This window comes from Streptomyces sp. NPDC003691, from assembly GCF_053981115.1.
On the sequence record NZ_JBSFNQ010000020.1, the window covers coordinates 67,113 to 86,266 of the forward strand.

The 19,154-nt window shown below is 73.4% G+C and carries 12 protein-coding genes; 6 read left to right on the forward strand and 6 right to left on the reverse strand.

From position 1 onward, the window contains the following. Positions 1–83 precede the first annotated feature (83 nt). The gene (locus tag ACWDR0_RS12880) at positions 84–938 is read left to right on the forward strand and encodes an NERD domain-containing protein (RefSeq protein WP_456351694.1); all 855 of its coding nucleotides are present in this window, start codon (positions 84–86) and stop codon (positions 936–938) included. A gap of 82 nt (positions 939–1,020) precedes the next feature. Here the strand turns inward: ACWDR0_RS12880 and ACWDR0_RS12885 are convergent, their stop codons facing one another. Both ACWDR0_RS12885 and ligD read right to left on the reverse strand, forming a co-directional pair. Beyond that, positions 1,021–2,052, reverse strand: a complete 1,032-nt coding sequence (locus ACWDR0_RS12885) for an ATP-dependent DNA ligase (protein WP_456351695.1) — start codon at positions 2,050–2,052, stop codon at positions 1,021–1,023. After that, positions 2,049–2,924 (reverse strand): non-homologous end-joining DNA ligase, encoded by an 876-nt coding sequence (ligD, locus tag ACWDR0_RS12890; RefSeq protein WP_456351696.1) that lies wholly within the window; start codon positions 2,922–2,924, stop codon positions 2,049–2,051. Before ligD ends, ACWDR0_RS12885 begins: the two co-directional genes overlap by 4 nt. Before the next feature lie 41 nt (positions 2,925–2,965). Between ligD and ku the strand changes: the two genes are divergently transcribed. Next, positions 2,966–4,039 carry a non-homologous end joining protein Ku gene (gene ku, locus ACWDR0_RS12895; protein WP_456351697.1) on the forward strand — a complete coding sequence of 358 codons (1,074 nt, stop codon included), beginning with the start codon at positions 2,966–2,968 and terminating at the stop codon, positions 4,037–4,039. 325 nt (positions 4,040–4,364) lie between these two features. Here the strand turns inward: ku and ACWDR0_RS12900 are convergent, their stop codons facing one another. Both ACWDR0_RS12900 and ACWDR0_RS12905 read right to left on the reverse strand, forming a co-directional pair. After that, positions 4,365–7,649, reverse strand: a complete 3,285-nt coding sequence (locus ACWDR0_RS12900; protein ID WP_456351725.1) for a S8 family peptidase — start codon at positions 7,647–7,649, stop codon at positions 4,365–4,367. A 357-nt stretch (positions 7,650–8,006) separates the two neighbouring features. After that, positions 8,007–11,423 (reverse strand): S8 family serine peptidase, encoded by a 3,417-nt coding sequence (locus ACWDR0_RS12905; RefSeq protein WP_456351698.1) that lies wholly within the window; start codon positions 11,421–11,423, stop codon positions 8,007–8,009. Between the two features lie 478 nt (positions 11,424–11,901). On the opposite strand from ACWDR0_RS12905, the gene ACWDR0_RS12910 reads away from it, so the two are divergent. From ACWDR0_RS12910 to ACWDR0_RS12925, 4 genes are all read left to right on the forward strand, one after another. Continuing rightward, positions 11,902–12,903: a hypothetical protein gene (locus ACWDR0_RS12910; RefSeq protein WP_456351699.1), complete on the forward strand. Its 1,002-nt coding sequence runs from the start codon at positions 11,902–11,904 to the stop codon at positions 12,901–12,903. A 164-nt stretch (positions 12,904–13,067) separates the two neighbouring features. Further along, positions 13,068–13,811: a hypothetical protein gene (locus ACWDR0_RS12915; RefSeq protein WP_456351700.1), complete on the forward strand. Its 744-nt coding sequence runs from the start codon at positions 13,068–13,070 to the stop codon at positions 13,809–13,811. A 367-nt stretch (positions 13,812–14,178) separates the two neighbouring features. Beyond that, positions 14,179–16,371 (forward strand): M48 family metalloprotease, encoded by a 2,193-nt coding sequence (locus ACWDR0_RS12920; protein ID WP_456351701.1) that lies wholly within the window; start codon positions 14,179–14,181, stop codon positions 16,369–16,371. A 126-nt stretch (positions 16,372–16,497) separates the two neighbouring features. Next, positions 16,498–17,391 (forward strand): hypothetical protein, encoded by an 894-nt coding sequence (locus ACWDR0_RS12925; RefSeq protein WP_456351702.1) that lies wholly within the window; start codon positions 16,498–16,500, stop codon positions 17,389–17,391. 15 nt (positions 17,392–17,406) lie between these two features. On the opposite strand, the gene ACWDR0_RS12930 is transcribed toward ACWDR0_RS12925, so the two are convergent. Together ACWDR0_RS12930 and ACWDR0_RS12935 are read right to left on the reverse strand one after the other, a co-directional pair. Beyond that, the gene (locus ACWDR0_RS12930; protein WP_456351703.1) at positions 17,407–18,096 is read right to left on the reverse strand and encodes a GntR family transcriptional regulator; all 690 of its coding nucleotides are present in this window, start codon (positions 18,094–18,096) and stop codon (positions 17,407–17,409) included. A 206-nt stretch (positions 18,097–18,302) separates the two neighbouring features. Next, positions 18,303–19,028, reverse strand: coding sequence for a TetR/AcrR family transcriptional regulator (locus ACWDR0_RS12935; protein WP_456351704.1), 726 nt, complete (start codon positions 19,026–19,028; stop codon positions 18,303–18,305). Between the last annotated feature and the right edge of the window lie 126 nt (positions 19,029–19,154).

Below are 19,154 nucleotides of genomic sequence, written 5' to 3' on the forward strand. Positions count from 1 at the left end.
GCGAGGTTATTGCCCCCGAGGGCCGGGGACTGGTCCCATGGGCGGAGCGCCACGCCGGGTGGCCGGGGGCCGGAGGTGAGGGCATGGCGGGGTTACTGCGCGTCACACCGGCAGGCGACCGGCTGTTCGTGCGGGCGCCGGACGGCCGGATCGTCGGCTGGTACGACCCGGAGGACACCGGAGGCGGCCCCGGCGGAGCCGGTGAGGCTGGCCGGATCCGTATCGCGTACGAACCACTCCGCGCCGAAGTGCTCACCGCCCTCGCGCCGTTCGTGACGGGTGAGGTCACCGTGGGCCCGCCGCCCGTGCCGACCTCCGCCCGGCTGGCGGGCCTGGCGCTGCACCCCGACGACGACCTCGCCCCCAACCGGCCGGGTGAGGCGCTGCACGCGCGGCTCGACCACCTTCCCGGCCCCCGGGGCCCGGTCGGGCGGCTCCGGGACCCGCACCGGGCGGCCCGCGCCCTGCTCGCCGCCGAACAGGAGGTGGGCGCCGCGCTGGACGCCTGGGAGGCCGCCGGCTGGCGGCTGCTGCACTCCGTACCGCTGCCCGGTGCCGACCGGATCCCGCATCTGGCCCTGGGCCCCGGCGGGGTGCTGGCGGTGCACACCGTGCCCGCGCGGCGGTTACGGATCCGGGCCGAGGGGGATGTGCTGAGGCTGCCGGGGAACCGGCGGGCCGCCGAGGTGCCGCCGCTGCGGCTGGCCCGCCGCCGTGCCGAACGCGCCTCCTTCGCCCTGGCGACCGCGGTCCGCCCGGTCCTGGTACTGGTGGCCCCGGCGAGGCTGGAGATCGTGCCGCCGGGCCCGTCCGGGGTGCGCGTCGTCCCGGAGACGGGCCTTCCGGCACTGGCCGCGCTCGGCGGCGTCCATAAACCGGCGGACGTGGAGACCCTGTACGCGACGGCCCGCGACCGCCGCACCTGGACGAGACCGTAGCCCCGGGTCCCCGCCCCGCGTCCCGGTCCCGCGTCCCGGTCCCGGATCCTGCCGGGCAGTCCCGCTTCCCGGCCCTGTTGTTCTAGGTCCCGTCCAGGCCCTTCTGCGGGTCCCCGCTCCCGCCCTCACCCGTGCCCGCGTCCGTGTCCGCGTCCGTGTCCTGCGGCAGCTTCAGCCGGACCACCGTCACCGTCGCATGGCGGGTCGTCCGTACCTCCACCTCCGCCGTCAGGCCCGGCAGCAGTCTGCGGTAGCCGATCTCCCCGAGGCCCGCGGCGGTCGCCCGCCCCTCCGGGCCGTCCGTCCCCGGCGGCAGTACGGCCGCCGCCTGCGCCCGCAGGGCCGGGCTCAGCGGGGAGGAGACGACCGGGGTGCCGCCGGTGTCCGGGAGTACGACGACCAGGGCGCGCGGCCCGGTCGCCGGGCCGGTGTGCCCGGTCACCGCCGCGTCCCGCGGCGTGGTGTGCCGCAGCTTCCACCAGTCCCGGGCGCCGCCCCGGTAGGTGCGGCCGAGCGGCTTGGCCACCAGCCCTTCCACCCCGATCGCCGGGAGGGCGTCGTACCAGTCGGCGGCCTCGTCGGCGTCGAGCGTCATCGGTACCGCCTGGAGCGGCGGCCCCAGGGGCTCCAGCAGCGCCACCAGACGCGCCCTGCGGTGCACGTAGGCCCGCTGCCGCAGGTCCCGGCCCCCCTCCGCGAGCAGATCGAAGGCGGCGTACGAGGCCGGGAGGGTCCGGGCCAGCTCCGGGGCGCGGCGGGCGGTGGCCAGGGCGCGTCGCTGGACGGCCGCGAAGTCGGTACGGCCGTCCCGCCAGACGACGACCTCGCCGTCCAGTACGGTCCCCGGCGGCAGCCGCCGGGCGGCCGCCGCGAGGTCGGGGAAGGCGCCGGTGACGATCCGGCCCGAGCGGGCCTGGAGCAGGACCTCCGGGCCGCCGCCGGGGCCGGTGTCACGGAAGACGAGCATCCGGTGGCCGTCGAACTTGGGTTCGTACGCCAGGTCCCTGGCGCGCGGCAGGGAGTCCACCGGGGCGGCCAGCGCCACCCGCAGCGGCGGCCGGAGGGCGGGCGGCAGCGGGCCGCCGGGCGCGGGGGGTCCGTCCGGCGCGTTCACGGCAGGGCCCCCGCCAGGGCCGGGTCGAGGAGCGGGCCGAGCAGGTCGCCGTACCGCTCCAGCCGGGGCCCGACGGCCTCGAAGCCGAACTCCAGCTCCCGGCCCTCGGCGATCTCATCCCAGGTCACCGGCGCCGATACGGTCGGTTCGGGCCGGGCGCGCAGGGTGTACGGCGCCGCCGTGGTCTTCGCGGCGGCGTTCTGGCTGTGGTCGACGAAGACCTTCCCGGGCCGCAGGGCGCGGTTCATCCGGTGCAGTACGAGTCCGGGCAGTGCCGCCTCGCCCTCCGTGGCCAGCCGTTTCGCATACGCGGACACCCGGGCCGACGGTGTCGGAGCCAGGGGTACGAGCAGATGCAGGCCCTTGGAGCCGGAGGTCTTGGCACAGGCCGTGAGCCCGTCCGCCGCCAGCCGCCCGCGCAGCCAGAGGGCGACCTCGCAGCACTCCACGACGGTCGCCGGGGCCCCGGGGTCGAGGTCGAACACCAGGCGGTCGGCGATTCCGGGTGATCCCGCCCGCCACTGCGGGGTGTGGAACTCCACGACCAGGTTGGCCGCCCACATCAGCGACGCCAGATCGTCGACCACGACCTGGCGGGCGCCCGGGTCGTCCGAGCGCGGCACGGCGGCCGTCCGTACCCACGACGGCGTACCGGGCGGCGGATTCTTGGTGAAGAAGCGCTGGCCCGCCGGTCCGTCCGGATACCGCAGGAAGGAGACCGGCCGGTCCCGCAGATGCGGCAGCATCGCGGCCGCCGTGACCGCGTAGTAGTGCAGCAGCTCGCCCTTGGTGGTGCCGGTGGCCGGGTGGATGACCTTGTCGAGGTTGCTGAGCGCAAGCCGTCGCCCGGCCACCTCTGTGATCGGCGTCATACGATGAGAATCACATGTTTATCGGGTGAAAGGGATCAAAAGTGCGATCCATTTGGAACGGTGCGATCTCCTTCGGGCTGGTCAGCATCCCGATCAAGCTGGTGAACGCCACCGAGAACCACTCGGTCTCCTTCCGCCAGATCCACACCGCCGACGGCGGCCGGATCCGCTACCGCAAGGTGTGCGAGCTGGACGACGAGGAGGTCTCCGCCGCCGAGATCGGCAAGGGCTACGAGGAGGCCGACGGCTCGATCATCCCGATCACCGACGAGGATCTGGCCGCGCTGCCGCTGCCGACGGCCAAGACCATCGAGATCGTCGCCTTCGTCCCGGCCGAGTCGATCGACCCCCTCCAGATGGACGCCGCCTACTACCTCTCCGCGAACGGAGTGCCCGCGGCGAAGCCCTACACCCTGCTGCGGGAGGCCCTCAAACGGAGCCGGAAGGTCGCCCTGGCGAAGTTCGCCCTGCGGGGCCGGGAGCGGCTCGGGATGCTGCGGGTGGTCGACGATGTGATCGCCATGCACGGACTGCTCTGGCCGGACGAGATCCGGCAGCCGGAAGGGGTGGCACCGCAGACGGAGGTCACCGTGCGGGATGCCGAGCTGGACCTCGCGGACGCGCTGATGGACACGCTCGGGTCGGTCTCGATGGACTCCCTCCGCGACGACTACCGGGAGGCGGTCGAGCGGATGATCGCGGCCAAGTCGGAGGGCGGGGCTGCGCTGCCCGAGGCCGCGCCCGCGGAGACCGGCGGACAGGTCATCGATCTGATGGCCGCGCTGGAGAGCAGTGTGCGGGCGGCCAAGAAGGCCAGGGGCGGCGAGGAGGAGCCGGGAGAGGCGGCGGCGGAGAAGCGCGGCGCCGAGGTCACCCCGATCACCGGACGGAAGCGGACGGCCGCGAAGAGAACCGCGGCAAAGAAGACGGCGGCGAAGACTTCGGCGAAGAAGGCGGCGCCCAAGGGGGAGTCCGGCAGCGGCGCCAAGAAGTCCACCGCCGCGGAGAAGGGCGCGCGCCCGGCGAAGACGGCGGCGAAGAGCGTGAAGTCGACCGCCCGGACCGCCAAGGCGGCGAAGAAGGCGCCGGCCCCGAAGAAGCGGGCGTCCGCCTGAGCGGAGCCGTACGGCACGGCTCCGTACCGCACCGGCTCCGTAGGCATCGCCTCCGTACCGCATTGCCTCCGTACCGGGTCAACACCCCGCAAGGGTGATGCACCTGAAACCCCTGAAAACCTGAAACCCCTGAAAACCGGCGGCCGGAACCAGGGGGCGCGCGGCGGCCCCGGGCGGCACCACAACGCGGCGGCCCGCCGGAACCGTGGTCCCGGCGGGCCGCCTTCGTGCGTACTGCGTACTGCGTACTGCGTACTGCGTCGTGCGTCCGGTTTTGCGTGCGCCGCGCCGTGCGCGCCGCCCGCTCAGCCGTGGTGGTGTCGCGTCACTTGCCGAACCAGGCGTTGTGGATCGTGACGGTCCCCTTGTTGTTCTTCTTGTCCGTGACGAACGCCCGCAGCGTCAGCGCCTTGCCCTTCGCCGGGCTGGTCACCGTCGCCTTGCCGCTCTTCACGGTCACGGCCTTCCAGGTCTTGGCGTTGTCGTACGACACCTGGACCGTCAGCGCCTTCAGATTGCTGCCGGCCGCGGCACCCTGCACCACCACCGGCACGGAGAGCGCGCGCCCGGCCGGAGCGGTGGAGTCCAGCGCCAGCGCGGGCGTGAAGCGGACCGTCGAGACGGGCAGCTTCGCGAGGCCCTTGCCCCGGACCGAGGTGAAGGTCCACGACGCGTCGACGCGGTTCGCGGTCCGGGTGACCGCCGTGCTGCGGTTGACCGAGGTCGAGAGGGTGTACGTGGCGGATGCCGACGGCACCCGGAACATCACCTCGTCGGCCGGGTACGGCGCGGAGGCGTGCAGCGCGCCGTTGCGGTAGAGCTTGGTGGCCCCGGCGGTGTACGTGACACTGCCCGAGTTGTGCCCGGCGCCGTCGGAGAACAGCATGACCGACGGGTAGAGGTAGTTGGCCTCGCGCTGGATACCGCTTTCGGCGTTCACCAGCGGTCCGTGCACACCGACGTTGAAGTTCTCGGTGTACGTCTTGCCCCCGGTGTACGAGCGGACGTCGCCGAAGCCGTAGAGGGCCTCGAACTCGGGGAAGCCCTCGGCGTCCACCCGCTTGAACTGGCCGGCCGTGATGTCCCAGCCGACGCCGTCACCCGTCGAGAGGTAGACGTTCCGCACGCCGGGTGCGGCCTGGAGCGAGAAGACGGCCGAGTCGTTGGACGAGTAGTCGGGCAGCTCGCCGTAGGCGAGTACGGCACCCTGCTTGCCCGCGACGGAGGCACCGAGGCCCGCCTTGACCAGGGCCAGGTCCTTGGCCGCGTACGTCTTGGTGTAACCGGTCCCCAGCTGCTGGACCGGACCGCCGGAGATGGTGTTGTACTCCGAGCTGCCGTTCTCCCACTTCGTGTACCACGACTGCGACAGGCCGCCGGCGGTGTAGCGCGGGCCCTGGTACGCGGTGCGGACGTTGTCGAAGCTCTGGAAGTTGGCGCCGCCGTAGTAGACGTCGCCGTCGGGCAGGTCCAGCGTGTACGACATACCGGCCGCGGTCTGCTTCGCCCCGGCGTCCGGCACCTTGATGACGACCGGCTTGGTGGTCCGGGCGTCCAGCGAGACCGTGGTGTCACCGGTGATGGACAGCGCCGGGTTGTCGATCAGGTCACCGCCCTTGAGCGGGTTCGCCGGGTCGGTGTAGGCGGTCGCCGTCATGGCGTAGGTGCCGCGCGGCATCCGGATCGTGGTGCTGCCCGAGGACAGGTCGGGCAGCGGGGTGCGGCCCACGGCCAGTCCGGACAGGCCCTCCAGATCGGCCAGCCAGCCGCCGCTGGGCGCGCCGTCGCGGCCGATGCCCTTGAAGGTGACGCTGTACGACTCGATCTCACGGTCCACCGCGGCGGGGGTGCGCACGGTCTGGCCGCCGCCGGAGGCGACGACGGTCACCGAGTACGAACCGTTGACCGCGCCGCCGAGCTGGGTGTCGGCCGTCAGGCCCACCGAGGCGGTGCCGCCCGCGGGCACGGTGAGCTGCTGGGCGCCCAGGCTGAAGAACCCGGCCGGGGCGGGCCGTCCGTCGGCGCCCAGAGGGCTGCCGAGCGACAGGTCGAGCGTCACATCGGCGGTACCCGAGTTGCGGTAGGTCACCTGACGGGTGACCGGGGTGTCGTCGCTGTGCGGCCACTGCTGGACGCCCAGGTCGACATTGGGCTGCTCGGTGACGACGGTCTGGTCGACGGCGCGGTCGACCGCGATCCGGCCCGCGCCCTGCTGGAAGACCGAGTAGGCGCCGCCCTTGGCGGAGCCCATCAGCGCGGACTTGAGCTGGGCGCCCGTCCAGTCGCGGTTCTTCTGCTTGAGCAGCGCGGCGGCACCCGCGGCGTGCGGGGTCGCCATGGACGTGCCGTCCATGGAGATGTAGCCGGGCGGGTTCTGCCCGGGGGCGCCCGCGATGGACGCCGCCGTGGTCGCCACGCCGGGCGCGGTGACATCGGGCTTGAGGCCCGAGTCCCAGTTGCGCGGACCGACCGCGGAGAACCCGGCGAGCTTGTCGTTGTCGTCGACGGCGCCGACGGTCAGGGCCGCTTCGGCGCTGCCGGGCGAGTCGACCGAGCCGGGCTCGGGGCCGTAGTTGCCCGCCGCGACGGCGAACAGCACGCCCTTCTCCGCGGAGAGCTTGTTGATCTGGGCTTCGAGGGCGTCGATCTCCGGGCCGTCCCAGCCGCCGAGGCTGAGGTTCAGGATGTTCGCGCCCTGGGCGACGGCCCAGTCGATACCGGCGACGATCCCGGAGTCCTCGCCGCTGCCGCTGTCGTCCAGCACCTTGGCGTTGATCAGCTCGGCGCCCGGGGCGACGCCCTTGAAACGAGCGTCCTTCTTCCCCGTACCGGCGGCGATGGACGCGACATGGGTGCCGTGGCCCTGGAGGTCCTTGAGGCCCGGGGCGCGGCTGAAGTTCTTCTCGGCCACGACCCGGCCGGCCAGGTCGGGGTGGGTGGAGTCGATACCGGTGTCGAGGACGGCGATCTTCACACCGGTGCCGTCGAGGTTCCGGGCCCAGGCCGCCGGAGCGCCGATCTGCGCGGTGCTCTTGTCCAGCGACGCCTTCCGTACGCCGTCCAGCCAGATCTGGCCGACTCCGGACGTGGTGGTCGCCGACCCGTCGCCATCGGGGCGGGTCAGGGTGTTCCACAGTTCGCCGGTGGTGCCCGTGGCGCTGGTGACGGCGTCGGCGCCGAGCGTCGCCAGGGTCCGGCGGACGGTGGTGCCGTCGGCCGAGCGGACCTCGGTCCGCGCCTTGCCCGCCGCCGCTCCCCGGTAGCCGACGATCAGCTTCAGCCCGGCGCGGTGGGCCTTGCGGCTCTCCGGCTTGCCGAGTTCGGTGATGTCGAAGAGCCGCCGGTCGAGCGTGCCCTTGGCGATCAGTTCTCGGGCGTCGCGCGGGATGACGTAGGTGTGGCCTTTGTGGGTCCGGGTGAAGACGGGTATGCCCTCACGGCCCTTGGCGCGCTGGATGCTGATGACCCGTCCGCGGGAGTCCACGAGGACCCGGTCGCCGGTGATCAGCGTGATGCTGTGCGGGGCCTTGCTCCGGTCCGCGGCGGCCCCCACCGCCGTGGTGGACGTGCCCCGGTCCCCGTTGCCCGCCGCCGCCGCCGGGCTGGTCATGCCCGCGGTCAGCGCTACAGCGGCCGCGGCGGCGACGGTCGCCGCGTAGGCCTTCTTCGTTTTCTTCGCTGGGTTGCGCAAGATTCCCCCTGATGAGGAGCGATGCGGGCGGGCGAAGACGCCGGCCCGTGCGAGGGGGAACGCTCGTACGCGTGTACACCCCCCGGTGTCGGAAGTATGCATGGACGCATCCGGGCGCTCAACAGCGGGGCGGTGGTGGATGTGTGGGACGAATGAGGTGCCGATCACTCCGGTTCGGCGGGCCGGTACGGCGGTGACCCGCCGGAACGTTTCGTTCCGGCGGGTCGTCCGGGCCCGGCCCGGAAAAACATGATCACTTTCCGGGTCGGTGCGTGATCACTTGCCCAGATAGGCGTTGACGACCGTCACGGTTCCCTTGTTGCCCTGGAGGTCGGTGACGGTGGCGCGGAAGGAGATCCCCTTTCCGGCCGCGGGGTTGGTGACGGTGACCCTCGGGATGTGGGCGACGACCTTGCTGCGCTCCATGAGCGGGGTCTGCTTGATGGCGAGCGGCTTCCAGGTCCGGCCCTCGTCGTACGAGACCTCGGCGGTCAGGGACTTCAGCTTCTTCCCGGGCACGAGGCCCTTCCCGCCCGCCGCGCCGTCTACGACGAGCGGGAAGGTCTGCTTCTCTCCCGCGGGTGCCGTGGAGTCGGGCCCGGCCATGGCGGAGAACCGGACCGTGGAAACGGGCAGTGCGGTGGCCGCCGTGGTCCGGGCGGACCGGAAGGTCCACGAGGCCGAGATCTTCGTCGAGGCGGCGGCGACGGCGGCGGGCCGTTCGACCGTCGTGGCGAGGGTGTAGGAGGCGTCGCCGTCGGGGACGGTGAAGGGTGCCTGGCCCGTCAGCGGGTCGCTGTTCCGGCCGACGAGGACGCCGTCGCGGTGGAGGGTGGTCTCCGTGGTCGCGGCCACGGGGACACCCGGGTGCCCGGCGCCGTCGGTCAGCAGCGGCACCGTGCCCGACAACTGGTCGCCGTTGCGGGTGACTCCCTCACCGGCGGCCAGCGAGGGGCCCTGAACACCTCCGTTGAAGGTGACGAAGTGAGTCTTTCCGGGGGCGAAGCGCCGGTACTCCCGGAACCAGTGCCGGGCCTCGGTGCCGAACAGTCCGCCGGTGGTCTGACGGTGTTCGAGACGCCAGACGGCTCCCTTGTCGGTCGAGACCCAGACCCGGTGTCCTTCCGAAGCGGGCCGCGACGGGCTGCTCGCAATGATGGAGCCCGGCAGGCCGGGTATCCGGCCCCAGGCGTCCACCGCACTGCGCTTCCCAGGCACCGAAGCGCCCGAGCGGACGGAGACGAGGGCCAGGGAGTCACGGGTGTACTTCCTGGTGTAGCCGGTCGCCAGTCGTTCGACCGGTCCGCCGTCGAGTACCTGGTACGCATCGGTACCGCTCCGCCAGGCGCCGGACCAGTACTGACTCAGCTGATGCTCGGACGGCCCGATCTGCGCGGTGCGGATACCGGTGAAGCCGGAGAGGCCGTAGGTCATGTCGAACGGCTCCGGCCCGGCCATGGCATGCGTCATGGTGGCGAAATGCGGGGCGGCGGTGGTGTCCGGCACGGTGATGTCGACCGGCTCGGTCTTCCGGGTGTCGAGCGTCAGGGTGAGGCTCTTGTCGACGATCACCTGCGGCTGCCAGAGGATGTCCTCGCCCTCGGCGGTTCCGCCGTTGCCGCGGGTCGCCTCCAGGAAGTACCGGCCCGGGGGCAGCCGGAGCTTTCCGACCCCGCCGGGCAGGTTCTTCCCGTGGTACGTACCCTTCGCGGCCCCTTCGTATCCCCTGAAGTAGGCGAAGGCGTCCGTACCCGGGCCGCCGTCCCTGGCGATGGCGTTCAGGGTGACGTCGTACGCCTCGGACTCCCGCTCGACCGTGGCGGAAGTGCGGACCGTCTGTCCACCGCCCGTCGCCGTGACCACGGCCGAGTACTGGCCGTCGCCGCCGCCGTCCACCTTGGTGTCGACCGTGAGACCGGTGGTGGCGGTGCCGCCCGCCGGGACGGTGAGCCGCTGGGTGCCGAGGGCGAAGAATCCGGCCGGGGCCGGCTGGCCCGCGGGGTTCGTGCCGGTGACTGCCAGCTCCAGCGTCACATCCGCCGTACCGGTGTTCCGGTAGGTGATCTGCTTGGTCACCGGGGCGTCGTCGTGGTGCGGCCAGAGCTGGGTGCCGAAACCGAGGGAGCCCGGCTCGGAGACCAGAGTCTGGTCGAGGGCCCGGTCGATCGCGATCCGTCCGGTGCCCTGCTCATGGGACGCGTACGGCCCGCCTTCGGCGGACGCCATCAGCACGGCCTTGAGCCGGTCACCGGTCCACGAGGGGTTCTTCTGCTTGAGGATCGCCGCGGCACCCGCCGCGTGCGGAGCCGCCATGGAAGTACCGCTGAGGCTCATATAGCCGGGCGGGTTCTCACCGAACCGCTCGGCCAGGCGGCTGCCGGGTGCGGCGGCCGCGGTGGTGGCGACACCCGGTGCGGTGACATCCGGTTTGAGACCGCCGTCCGCCTCCGGACCCCGGCTGGAGAAATCGGCGATCTTGTCGGCGTCGTCGACCGCGCCGACGGTCAGGGCACCGGCCGCCGAGCCCGGCGAACCGATCATGCCCGGCTCGGGTCCGGTGTTGCCCGCCGAGACGGCGAAGAGCACACCCTTCTCCGCCGAGTACCGGTTGACCAGCGCCTCCACCGGGTCGATACCGGGGCTGTCGTATCCGCCGAGGCTCATATTGACGACATCGGCGCCCTGGGCGACGGCCCAGTCGATGCCCGCCATGATCTCGGACCAGGCACCGTCGCCCCAGTCGTCGAGGACCTTGCCGTTGAGGAGCGTCGCCCCGGGCGCGACTCCCTTGTGCGTACCGCCCGACTTCGCCCCCGAACCGGCGGCGGTGGATGCCACATGGGTGCCGTGTCCGTTCCGGTCCCCGGCATCGGCTTCGGGTGTGAAGTTCTGCTCGGCGACGACCTTGCCCGCGAGGTCCGGGTGGGTCTTGTCGATACCGGTGTCCAGAACGGCGATCTTCACCCCGGTGCCGTCCAGCGAACGGTTCCAGGCCGCCGGAGCGCCGATCCGGCCGGTGGATTTGTCGAGGGTCGCCTTCACGACCGCGTCCAGCCAGACCTTCGCGATCCCCGGCTCCACCGAGCGCGCGCCCGCCCGGCCCGAGGACCGGGTGAGCGACTCCCAGAGCGCCGGGCCCTCCTTCGCGGAGACGGTGACGGCGTCGGCGTTCGCCGAGGGGAGGCTGCGGTGCGCCACCACCCCGTCCGATCCCCGTACGCCCCTTTTCGCGGCCGCGGCGGAAGCACCCTGGTAGGTGACGATCGCCCGGACGCCGTCCCGGTACTCGCGGAGGGCCTCGGGCCGGGTCAGTTCGGTGATGTCGAACAGCCGCCGGTCCACCTTGCCGGTGGCGATCAGCCGTTCCGCGTCCCGGGGGATCACCTGGGTACGGCCGTTGAAGGTCTCGGCGCGGAAGGAGATGCCCTCGCGCCCCTTCGCCCGTTCGACGTTGGTGACCCTGCCCTTGGCGTCCACGCCGACCCGGTCGCCGGTGATCAGGGTGACGGTGCGCACGGTGGTGCCGCCGGGCGCGGTCGCCGGACCCGTCACGGTCCCCGAACCCGGCTTGGTGCCGTCTGAACCGGCGGCGTGCACGGGCCCTGCCAGGCCCGCGACCAGGGCCACGACCAGCGCCGCGGCCGAAGCGGATACGGCGGCCGGGCGTTTCGCGGAGTGTCCTCTTTGATGCATGTCTCTCCCGATGGGATCAGGTGAAAGAGAAGGACGGGCCGGCACGTCGGATGCCCGGGGCCCGCCGATGACGGGTGCGCTCCCCGGACCTCTGAAGTATTGGCATGCGGATGAGCCGTGCTCAATGCCCTGAGGCCGGTGATAACTCCCGTGACGGATGCGGAAATCGAAGAAGATCGAATATCGCCTTGCGGGTCGCCGGGAAGGCCAACCGGCTTGTGCGGCAAGAGAGATGAGGGACGGTAATGCCGACCGCCGGTAGGCCACTCCGCCTCATTCCGTATACCGGTCGGCATGGTGCCCGAATCTTCCTGCGCACCACCGTGAACAGGGATGACGCAGGACTGTTGATGCATTGTGAAGTGGCCCTGCAAAACGGGCGACGGGTTCCGAATTACATGTCAGACTCCCTCACACACGTTTTCAACGGACGTGCGGGGAGTGCGTCCGAAGGGGGAGTTCTTCAGTGCGTCACACCATGATTTCCGGCAATTCCCCGACCGCCCGGCTCCGGACGCTGAGGGGTGCGATACCCGCCGCGGCGCTGGCGGTGGCGGCGGGAGCGCTCGCCGTGACTCCGGCGTACGCGGACGGCCCGGGCGGCTCGCCGGGCAAGGCCGCGAGCCCGGGGGCCGCGGTGCTGGCAGCGGTGTCGGCCGCGGCGGCGGACGCCGACCCCGCCGCCCCGTTCGCCGAGGTCCGCCCCGCCTCCGGGCCGATCCGGGTCACCGAACCGCTCACCGTGGAGGTGGAGTTCCACAACACCCTCGACATCCCGATCACCGACAGTTTCATCGTGGCGGTGGGCCTGCGGCTCGCGCCCCCGGCGGCCGCCCTGACCCCGCAGCGGGTGAAGGCCGAGTGGTACGACTCGGGGGCCTCGACCTGGCGGACGATCGAACTCACCCAGGGCTCGGTGGCCCTCAGCGGCTTCCTCACCGTCGACGGCGGACTGCCGTCCGTCGGCTCGATCCCCGCCAAGGGGGTCGCGAAGGTACGGCTCCGGCTCACCCTCGACAAGGACGTGCCGGTGGGCGAGAAGCTCCAGTTCGTAGGGCAGGGGCTGCTCCAGTTCGTCCCGGGCACGGACCCCGTCGCACTGATGGACGGCAAGGCGTCGTACGACGTCGCGGCGGCTCCCACCCCCACTCCCACGCCGACCCCGACACCCACCGGAAGCGGCAGCCCGACGCCGACACCCTCGCCCTCGCTGTCGGCGATCCCGTCCGAGGACCCGAGCGACCCCGTCCCGAGCGGCGACCCCACGGACACCGCCCCGCCCGCCACGACCGGCGGCGGCGGAGCCCTGCCCCAGACCGGCGACACCGGCCGCGAGGAGCTGGCCGCGACCGGGGCGCCGACTCTGCTGCTGGCCATGGGCGCGGTGGGCGCGGCGGCCATGGGCACGGCACTGTTCCGCCTCCGGGCGGCGGCCCGGAGCGCTCCGGCGGGCCCGGCCCGCCGGGGTGAACACCGGTGACGGACGGCGGTACGGGCGCGGGCGCGGACGCGGGTTCGCGGCCGGGCACCGGTCCGGACGCGGTCACCGGCACGCGCACCGGCACGCGCACCGGCACGCGCACCGGCACGGGTACGGACCCGGACCCGGGCGCGGCCGCTGCCGGACCGCCGGGAGCCGCCCCCGTGGCCAGAACCTCGCCCGGAGCCCGTACCGGGGCCGATGTCCTGCGGGACGTGGTCGCGACCCTCGCCCCGGACGAGCTGTCCCGGCTGGACGAGGCCTGCCGGGAGTACGCCGAGAACCCCTATCCGCCGCAGCGCGGCGAACGCGGCGGCGGGGGAGTCCTCACCGCCGGGGTGGACACGGCCGTACTGCTGCCGGTGCTGATCGCCTTTGTCGCCCAACTCCTCGCGGATGTCGCGGCGGACGCGGTCCGCAAGGGCGGCGGGGCGCTGTCCCGGCGGTGGGCGCGCCGCAGGAGACGGCGCGAAGGGGCGGACGAGCGCCGGGCGGCCCTGACGAACGCGGCCCCCGACACCGGCACGGTCCCGGTCGGCGATCTGCTGCGCTGGGCCCGGGAACACGCCCGTGACTGCCGCCTGCCGGCCACGGACGCGGACCACTGGGCCCAGGTCCTGATCATTGCCCTGACCCCGCCGCCGGACGCGGCGTCCGGGACTCCGGAGCCGGACCCGGCCGACTCCGGCGCTCCGGAGCCCGGTTCCGGCCCCGCGGCGGTGGCCCCGCCCGAGTCCGGACCGCCCGAGTCCGGACCGCCCGAGTCCGGCCCGGCGGAGGGCGGGTCGCCCTCCGCCGGTGCCGCGGCGGACCCACCGGCCGCGGACCCGGCGTCCGGCGCGGCTGCCCCGGGCCCGGGCCCGGACACCGCCGGAGACGCACCGGCGGCCGGGCCGCCCTTCTCCTGAGCAGGGGGTCGGACCGCCCCCTGCTCAGGAGGAGCCGGCCATCCTCTTCGGCGGCCCGGCCGTCCCCGGCACGGGCGTCCGGCGTACGCGGCCGGCGCCCCGGCACACCGCGTACACCGGGCCCGGCTCCGGGAGGGGCCCGGCCACCGGGCATGCGCCACCCCGTACCCGGATCCGTATCGAAGGCCGGGCGGCACCCGCGCACGGCCCGCCGCCGGAAGCAGCCCCGTCCGCCACCCGAAGCGGCCCCGTCCGCTACCTGCGGGGGCCCCGCCCGTCACCCCGAAACGGCCCCGCCCGCCACCGCCCCTCCACCCGCCCCCCCGGCAGGGAATTCGGCATCACAAAGGAATCGCAACCTCTCGCCATGATCAGAGCATCAGCCCGTACCGAGGGGCCCGTTCCGCGCCGCCCCCGCTCCGTCCCCCCGTCCGCGGGACCCGGTGCCGTACCGGCGTCCCTGATCGCCGGTGCGCGGCTGCCGCAGCCGACCACGACCCGGCTCGTCCAGCTGGTCCTCGTATCCGCCGCGGGTGCCGCGTTCGCGGCCTGGTGGTGGCTGGTCAAGGAGCGGGACCACTGGCCCGGCGCCCAACTCGACTGCCTGCCGCGCGAGGTGCCCGCGGGCCGGGACCCGATGGACACGGTCACCGGATTCACCCGCTGCGTCGACGGTGTACGGCTCGACCAGGCGCTCGTCGTCCTCTGCGGCCCGCTCGCCCTGCTCCTGCTCGCTCTGGTCGTAGGGGTACTGGCCCGGACCTGGGCACTGTCCCGGTGGCGGGCCCGACCGGCGAGCCCGGAGATGAGAGCCCGGCTGGCGGCCGTCGTCCCCCGGGACACCGTCCACCACCCCGAACTGCTGACCAGGAAGGGCCGCGGACTCGGTCTGGGCGCCCGCGCGGACGGCACGCACCGCCGCCCGCGGGTGATCGCGGACCCCGGGGCGCACGCCCAGCCGGAGCGGGACATCCGGGCGCTGCTCCGCCACGAGGCGGCGCACCTCACGGCACGGGACGTCGGCCGGGTCCGGCTCGCGATCGTCGCCTGGTGGATCCTGCTGGCCGGCGTCACCGTCCCCCTCGCGCTCGAACTGGCGCTGAACCCGGGCAGCATCGGGGGCGCGATCTCCCTCCGGCTGGCCGTGATCGTCGCCGTATGCGGGCTGACGCTCTGCGGAGTGCTGCGGATCCGGGAGCACGACGCCGACGTCCGGGCGTCCGCCGATCCGCGCGACGACGGGGAGATGGCGGAGTACGTGGCCCGGGACCGGCCGTCTACCGGGCGTCGGCGTATCACGCAACTCCTCGGCCTGGCCACCCATCCCACCCGCGACGCCAGGCTCGCGGCCCTGGACCGGCCAGCCCGGCTCTGGGGACTGTCGGTACCCGAGAGCCTGGCCACCGGTGTCGCGGCCGGGCTGGTCTTCACGGACGCCGCACTGCTGATCGCCACGCTCACACCGGACAGCATCGCCACCGGCTACCGCATCACCGGGGCGCTGACCGGGTGGGCCGTGGCCGGTGTGGTGACGGTGGCCCTGTGGCGGGCGGTGGCCGTACGCCACCCGGACGCTTACGGGTGGCGGCCCGCGGTCCGGGGCGCCGCACTGGGCGCGGGCCTGCTCGCCGGTTCCCAGCTGTCCGCGCGCGCCGCGGGGGACTGGACCGACGCGTTCGGTACGGCGGACGGGCTGGCCGCCGACTTCTCCCTGGCCAACGCGACCACGGGCCGGGCCGTCGCGCTGGCCCTCGCCCTGATCGTCGGGGGCGCGCTCTTCACCACCTGGGCGGCGGCGCTGGCCAGGGCCGCCCGGGCGGCGCCGGACGGCCTCCGGTCCGGCCCGGCGTGCGCGGCGGCGGTCGTCCTGTCGGGGGCGGTGCTCGCGGTGCCGGTCGGGACCTGGTTCCTGTTCGCGGCGCTCGCGGCGGTGGAGGCGGACTCCATCCCGTACTGGGGCGCGGTCGACTCCCGGGCCTGGGTGACCGGCGGCACACTGACCCTCTTCGGCGCGCTCGCGCCCTTCGCCCTGGCGGGGCCGCGCCGGGGCGGCCCGCGGCTCCGGCTCGTACCGGCGGCCGCGGTACTGCTGTTCGCGGTGCCGGTGGCGGCCGTATGGATCCCGCTGGCGGGGTCGGACGATACGAGCCCGCGGCGGGTGCTGTTCCCGGACACGGTGCCGGAGCGCACCCCGGGCAAGGTCCTCACCTCCCCACCACCCTCCCCCTCCCCGCCCACCTCCCCTCCCTCTCCTCTCTCCCCTCCCTCTCCTCCTTCCTCCGAGGACCCCGTCTACGACATCGAGGACCTTCCGACCCTGCCGCCGAACGAGATACGGGACCCCTTCATCGCCTGCCTGGCACTCAACGTCGGCAGGTCGGCGCTGTGGGCGGACGCGGCGGGCCGCAAGGAGACGGGGGAGATGCTCGCCGGGGTCGAGGACCCCGTCCTCCGGGCGGTCTCGGCCGTACTGCTGCGCTCGTACCCCGGCACGGTGCACAGCGATGTGCACCAGGCGGCGATCCTCCGCTGCGACCTGCAACGCCGCTATGCGCGCTGAGACCCTGCCCCGCCTCCCCGCGGCCACCAACACCGCATCACCATCAGCCGGCACTCGTCAGGAGAACACCATGCACTCCACCACCACTTGGTTCCCGGGCATCTCACGGCCGACCGGGAGCCCGTCATGAGGCGGATACGGCCGGCGGCCGTCCCCGCGCTGGTGACGGTGCTGCTGGCGGCCGCGGCCGGCTGCGGGGGCGGCGGGAAGGACGACGGCGCGAAGAAGGTACGGGCGAGCGAGTCCGGCACCCCCGCCCCGCCGTCGCCCTCGCCCAGCGGCAGCCCGAGCGCCTCCGCCGGCCCCTCGCCCAGCGGCAGTACGAGCCCCGCCCCGAGCACCAGTTCGACTCCCACCACCAGCGGCACCCCGTCCCCCGACGACGATCCCGATCCGACGCGGTCGACCGCACCGCCGCCGCCACCGCCGACGACGAAGGGCCCGACGAACGGCGGCGGTACGGCAGGGCCGCCGTCGGCGGCCCGCCTCACCAAGGCGCTGCTCACCACCAAGTCGCTGCCGTCCGGCTACTTCCGCACGGTCCTGCCGAGCTACCCGCCGAACCGTTCCAGCCGCCCTGACTGCGTCCAGCGCCTCAACTCGCTGGAGCTGAACCGTACGACCTACCCCGGTGCGGTCGAGACCCGGGCGGCCTGGGCGAAGAGCAGGACCGGCCCGTACCTGCAGCAGGTGCTGCGCTGGTATCCGAAGGGGGTGGCCCGGGCCCAGGTCGACAACGCGGCCCGGGCGCTGGCGGGCTGCGGTACGTACACCGTGGCCTGGCCGGACGGGGATACGGCACGCCAGACCGTGACGCCCCTCGGGTCGGCGGGCATCGGGGAGCGGTCGTGGCACGCCAGGATCACCGTCGAGTACGGGGCTTCGACGGTGGAGGAGACGATGGTCCTGGTCGTGGTCCGGGGTTCGCTGATCGTGCTCAGCCATCTGGGCAGCCCGGCGGCGCCGGACCGGTCCCAGAGCCTGTCGCTGGCCCGGGCGGCGGCCGACCGGGTGCCGTAGCCCCCGCCCCCGCCCCTACCTCTCGCGGCCGGCGGACGGCGGCGGACCGGCGCGCTCCCCGATCCGGTAGGCGGCGCTGAGCCGGATGTGCTCGGTCATCAGGCGCTCGGCGGTGTCGCCGTCGCCGTCCGCGACGGCGTCGAGGATCCGGGCGTGGGCGTCGACGATATGCCGCTGCACATGGTTGTCGTCGAGCCAGAGGGACGCGTCCTGCGGTACGGGGTAGCTGTTGCGGATGGCGCGGGCCTGCTCGCCGAGGAACGCCGGCCCGCCGATGTCCGCGATGGCGAGATGGAGATGGCGGCTCAGCTCGCCGAGGCGCTCGCGCCGCCCGGCGGCGATATCGGCGACCATGGAGGTGTGGATGGAGCGCAGCCCGGCGAGCTGCTCGGCGGTGATCCGCCCGGCGGCGAGCCTGGCGCCCAGCCCCTCCACCACGGCGCGTACGTCGTAGTACTCGACAAGGGCCTCGTCGCTGAGGTCGATGACGGTGGCCCCGTGATGGCTCTCGTAACTGATCAGCCGGTCCTTCTCCAGCCGCCGGAGGGCTTCGCGGACCGGGGTGATGGAGACCCCGAGCCGCTCGGCGACCGGGGCGGCCCGGAGCGGGGAACCGCCGGGGATCCGGGCGTTGCGGATATCGTCGAGGAGCACGTTGTACACGTAGTCGGCCTTGCTCTGAGGTGCCGTCCGCCGCTGTCGCACGCCAACCGCCCTTCCGGCAGCCCGTCCTGTCCGAAACCGTGCGTGTCCGAAGCCGTGCCGACGCGGGAGGCGATGCCTGCCCCGCCCGGCCAGTATCGCGTACGGCGGGGAGCCGCCGTAGCCGATTCGCCACCGGGTTCCCCACAACCGCGCCCCCTCCCCTCCTCCTCCCCCTCCCTCCTTCCCTCCCTTCCCCTTCCTCCCCTTTACTCCTGCTCGGCGATACGGAGGCGGGTGCCGATGCCGTCGAGCAGATAGCGGACCCCGATGCTGAACATCCCGTCCCAGCCGCCGCAGTAGAGGCTGTCGTTGGAGGCGAGGGTGGGATAGCGGTGGCGGTTGTCCCGGAGGTGCTCGCGGCCCGCGTCCCGCTGCTCCGCGGTGACCCGCCCGGTCGACTCCGACCAGGCGAACCCCATGACATGGTTGAACAGCGTCCAGGTCGCGGCCGTCAGTTCCTTGTCCGGGAGTCCGGCCCGGGCGAGCGAGGTCTGGAGCGTCTCCAGCCAGGCGAGGAAGTTGGGGCCCACGGACGGGGGCCGGCTGGTCAGCGCGGCGGTGGCCCAGGGATGGCGTACCAGGGTCGCCCGGATCCCGCTCATCACCCCGGTCACCCGGTCGCGCCAGCAGACGTCCGCCTCCCCGGCCCGGCCGGGCGGCTCGCCGAAGACCGCGTCCAGGGCGAGGTCGATGACGTTGTCCTTGTTGTCGATGTGCCAGTAGAGGGAGGGCGCGACAACATCGAGACGCTCGGCGAGGCGGCGCATGGTGAGCCGGTCGATGCCCTGCTCGTCGAGGAGGACGACCGCCGCGGCGGCGATCCGGTCCAGGGTGAGCGGAGGCTGCCCGCGGGGCGTCCGCTCGGGCCACAGCCAGACGTTCCGGGCGGTATCGCCCCGGGGCTTTCCGCCCGCCACGCCATCACGCTCCACGATCCGCAATACGGCCCGTACATCCGGCTGTTGAGCGGTCAGTGTAGTAGCGTGAGCCCGCGATCTAACAGCGTTAGGGATGGGGAACGGTGTATGGGGAGACCGGTGGCCGACCGGTCCCCGGGA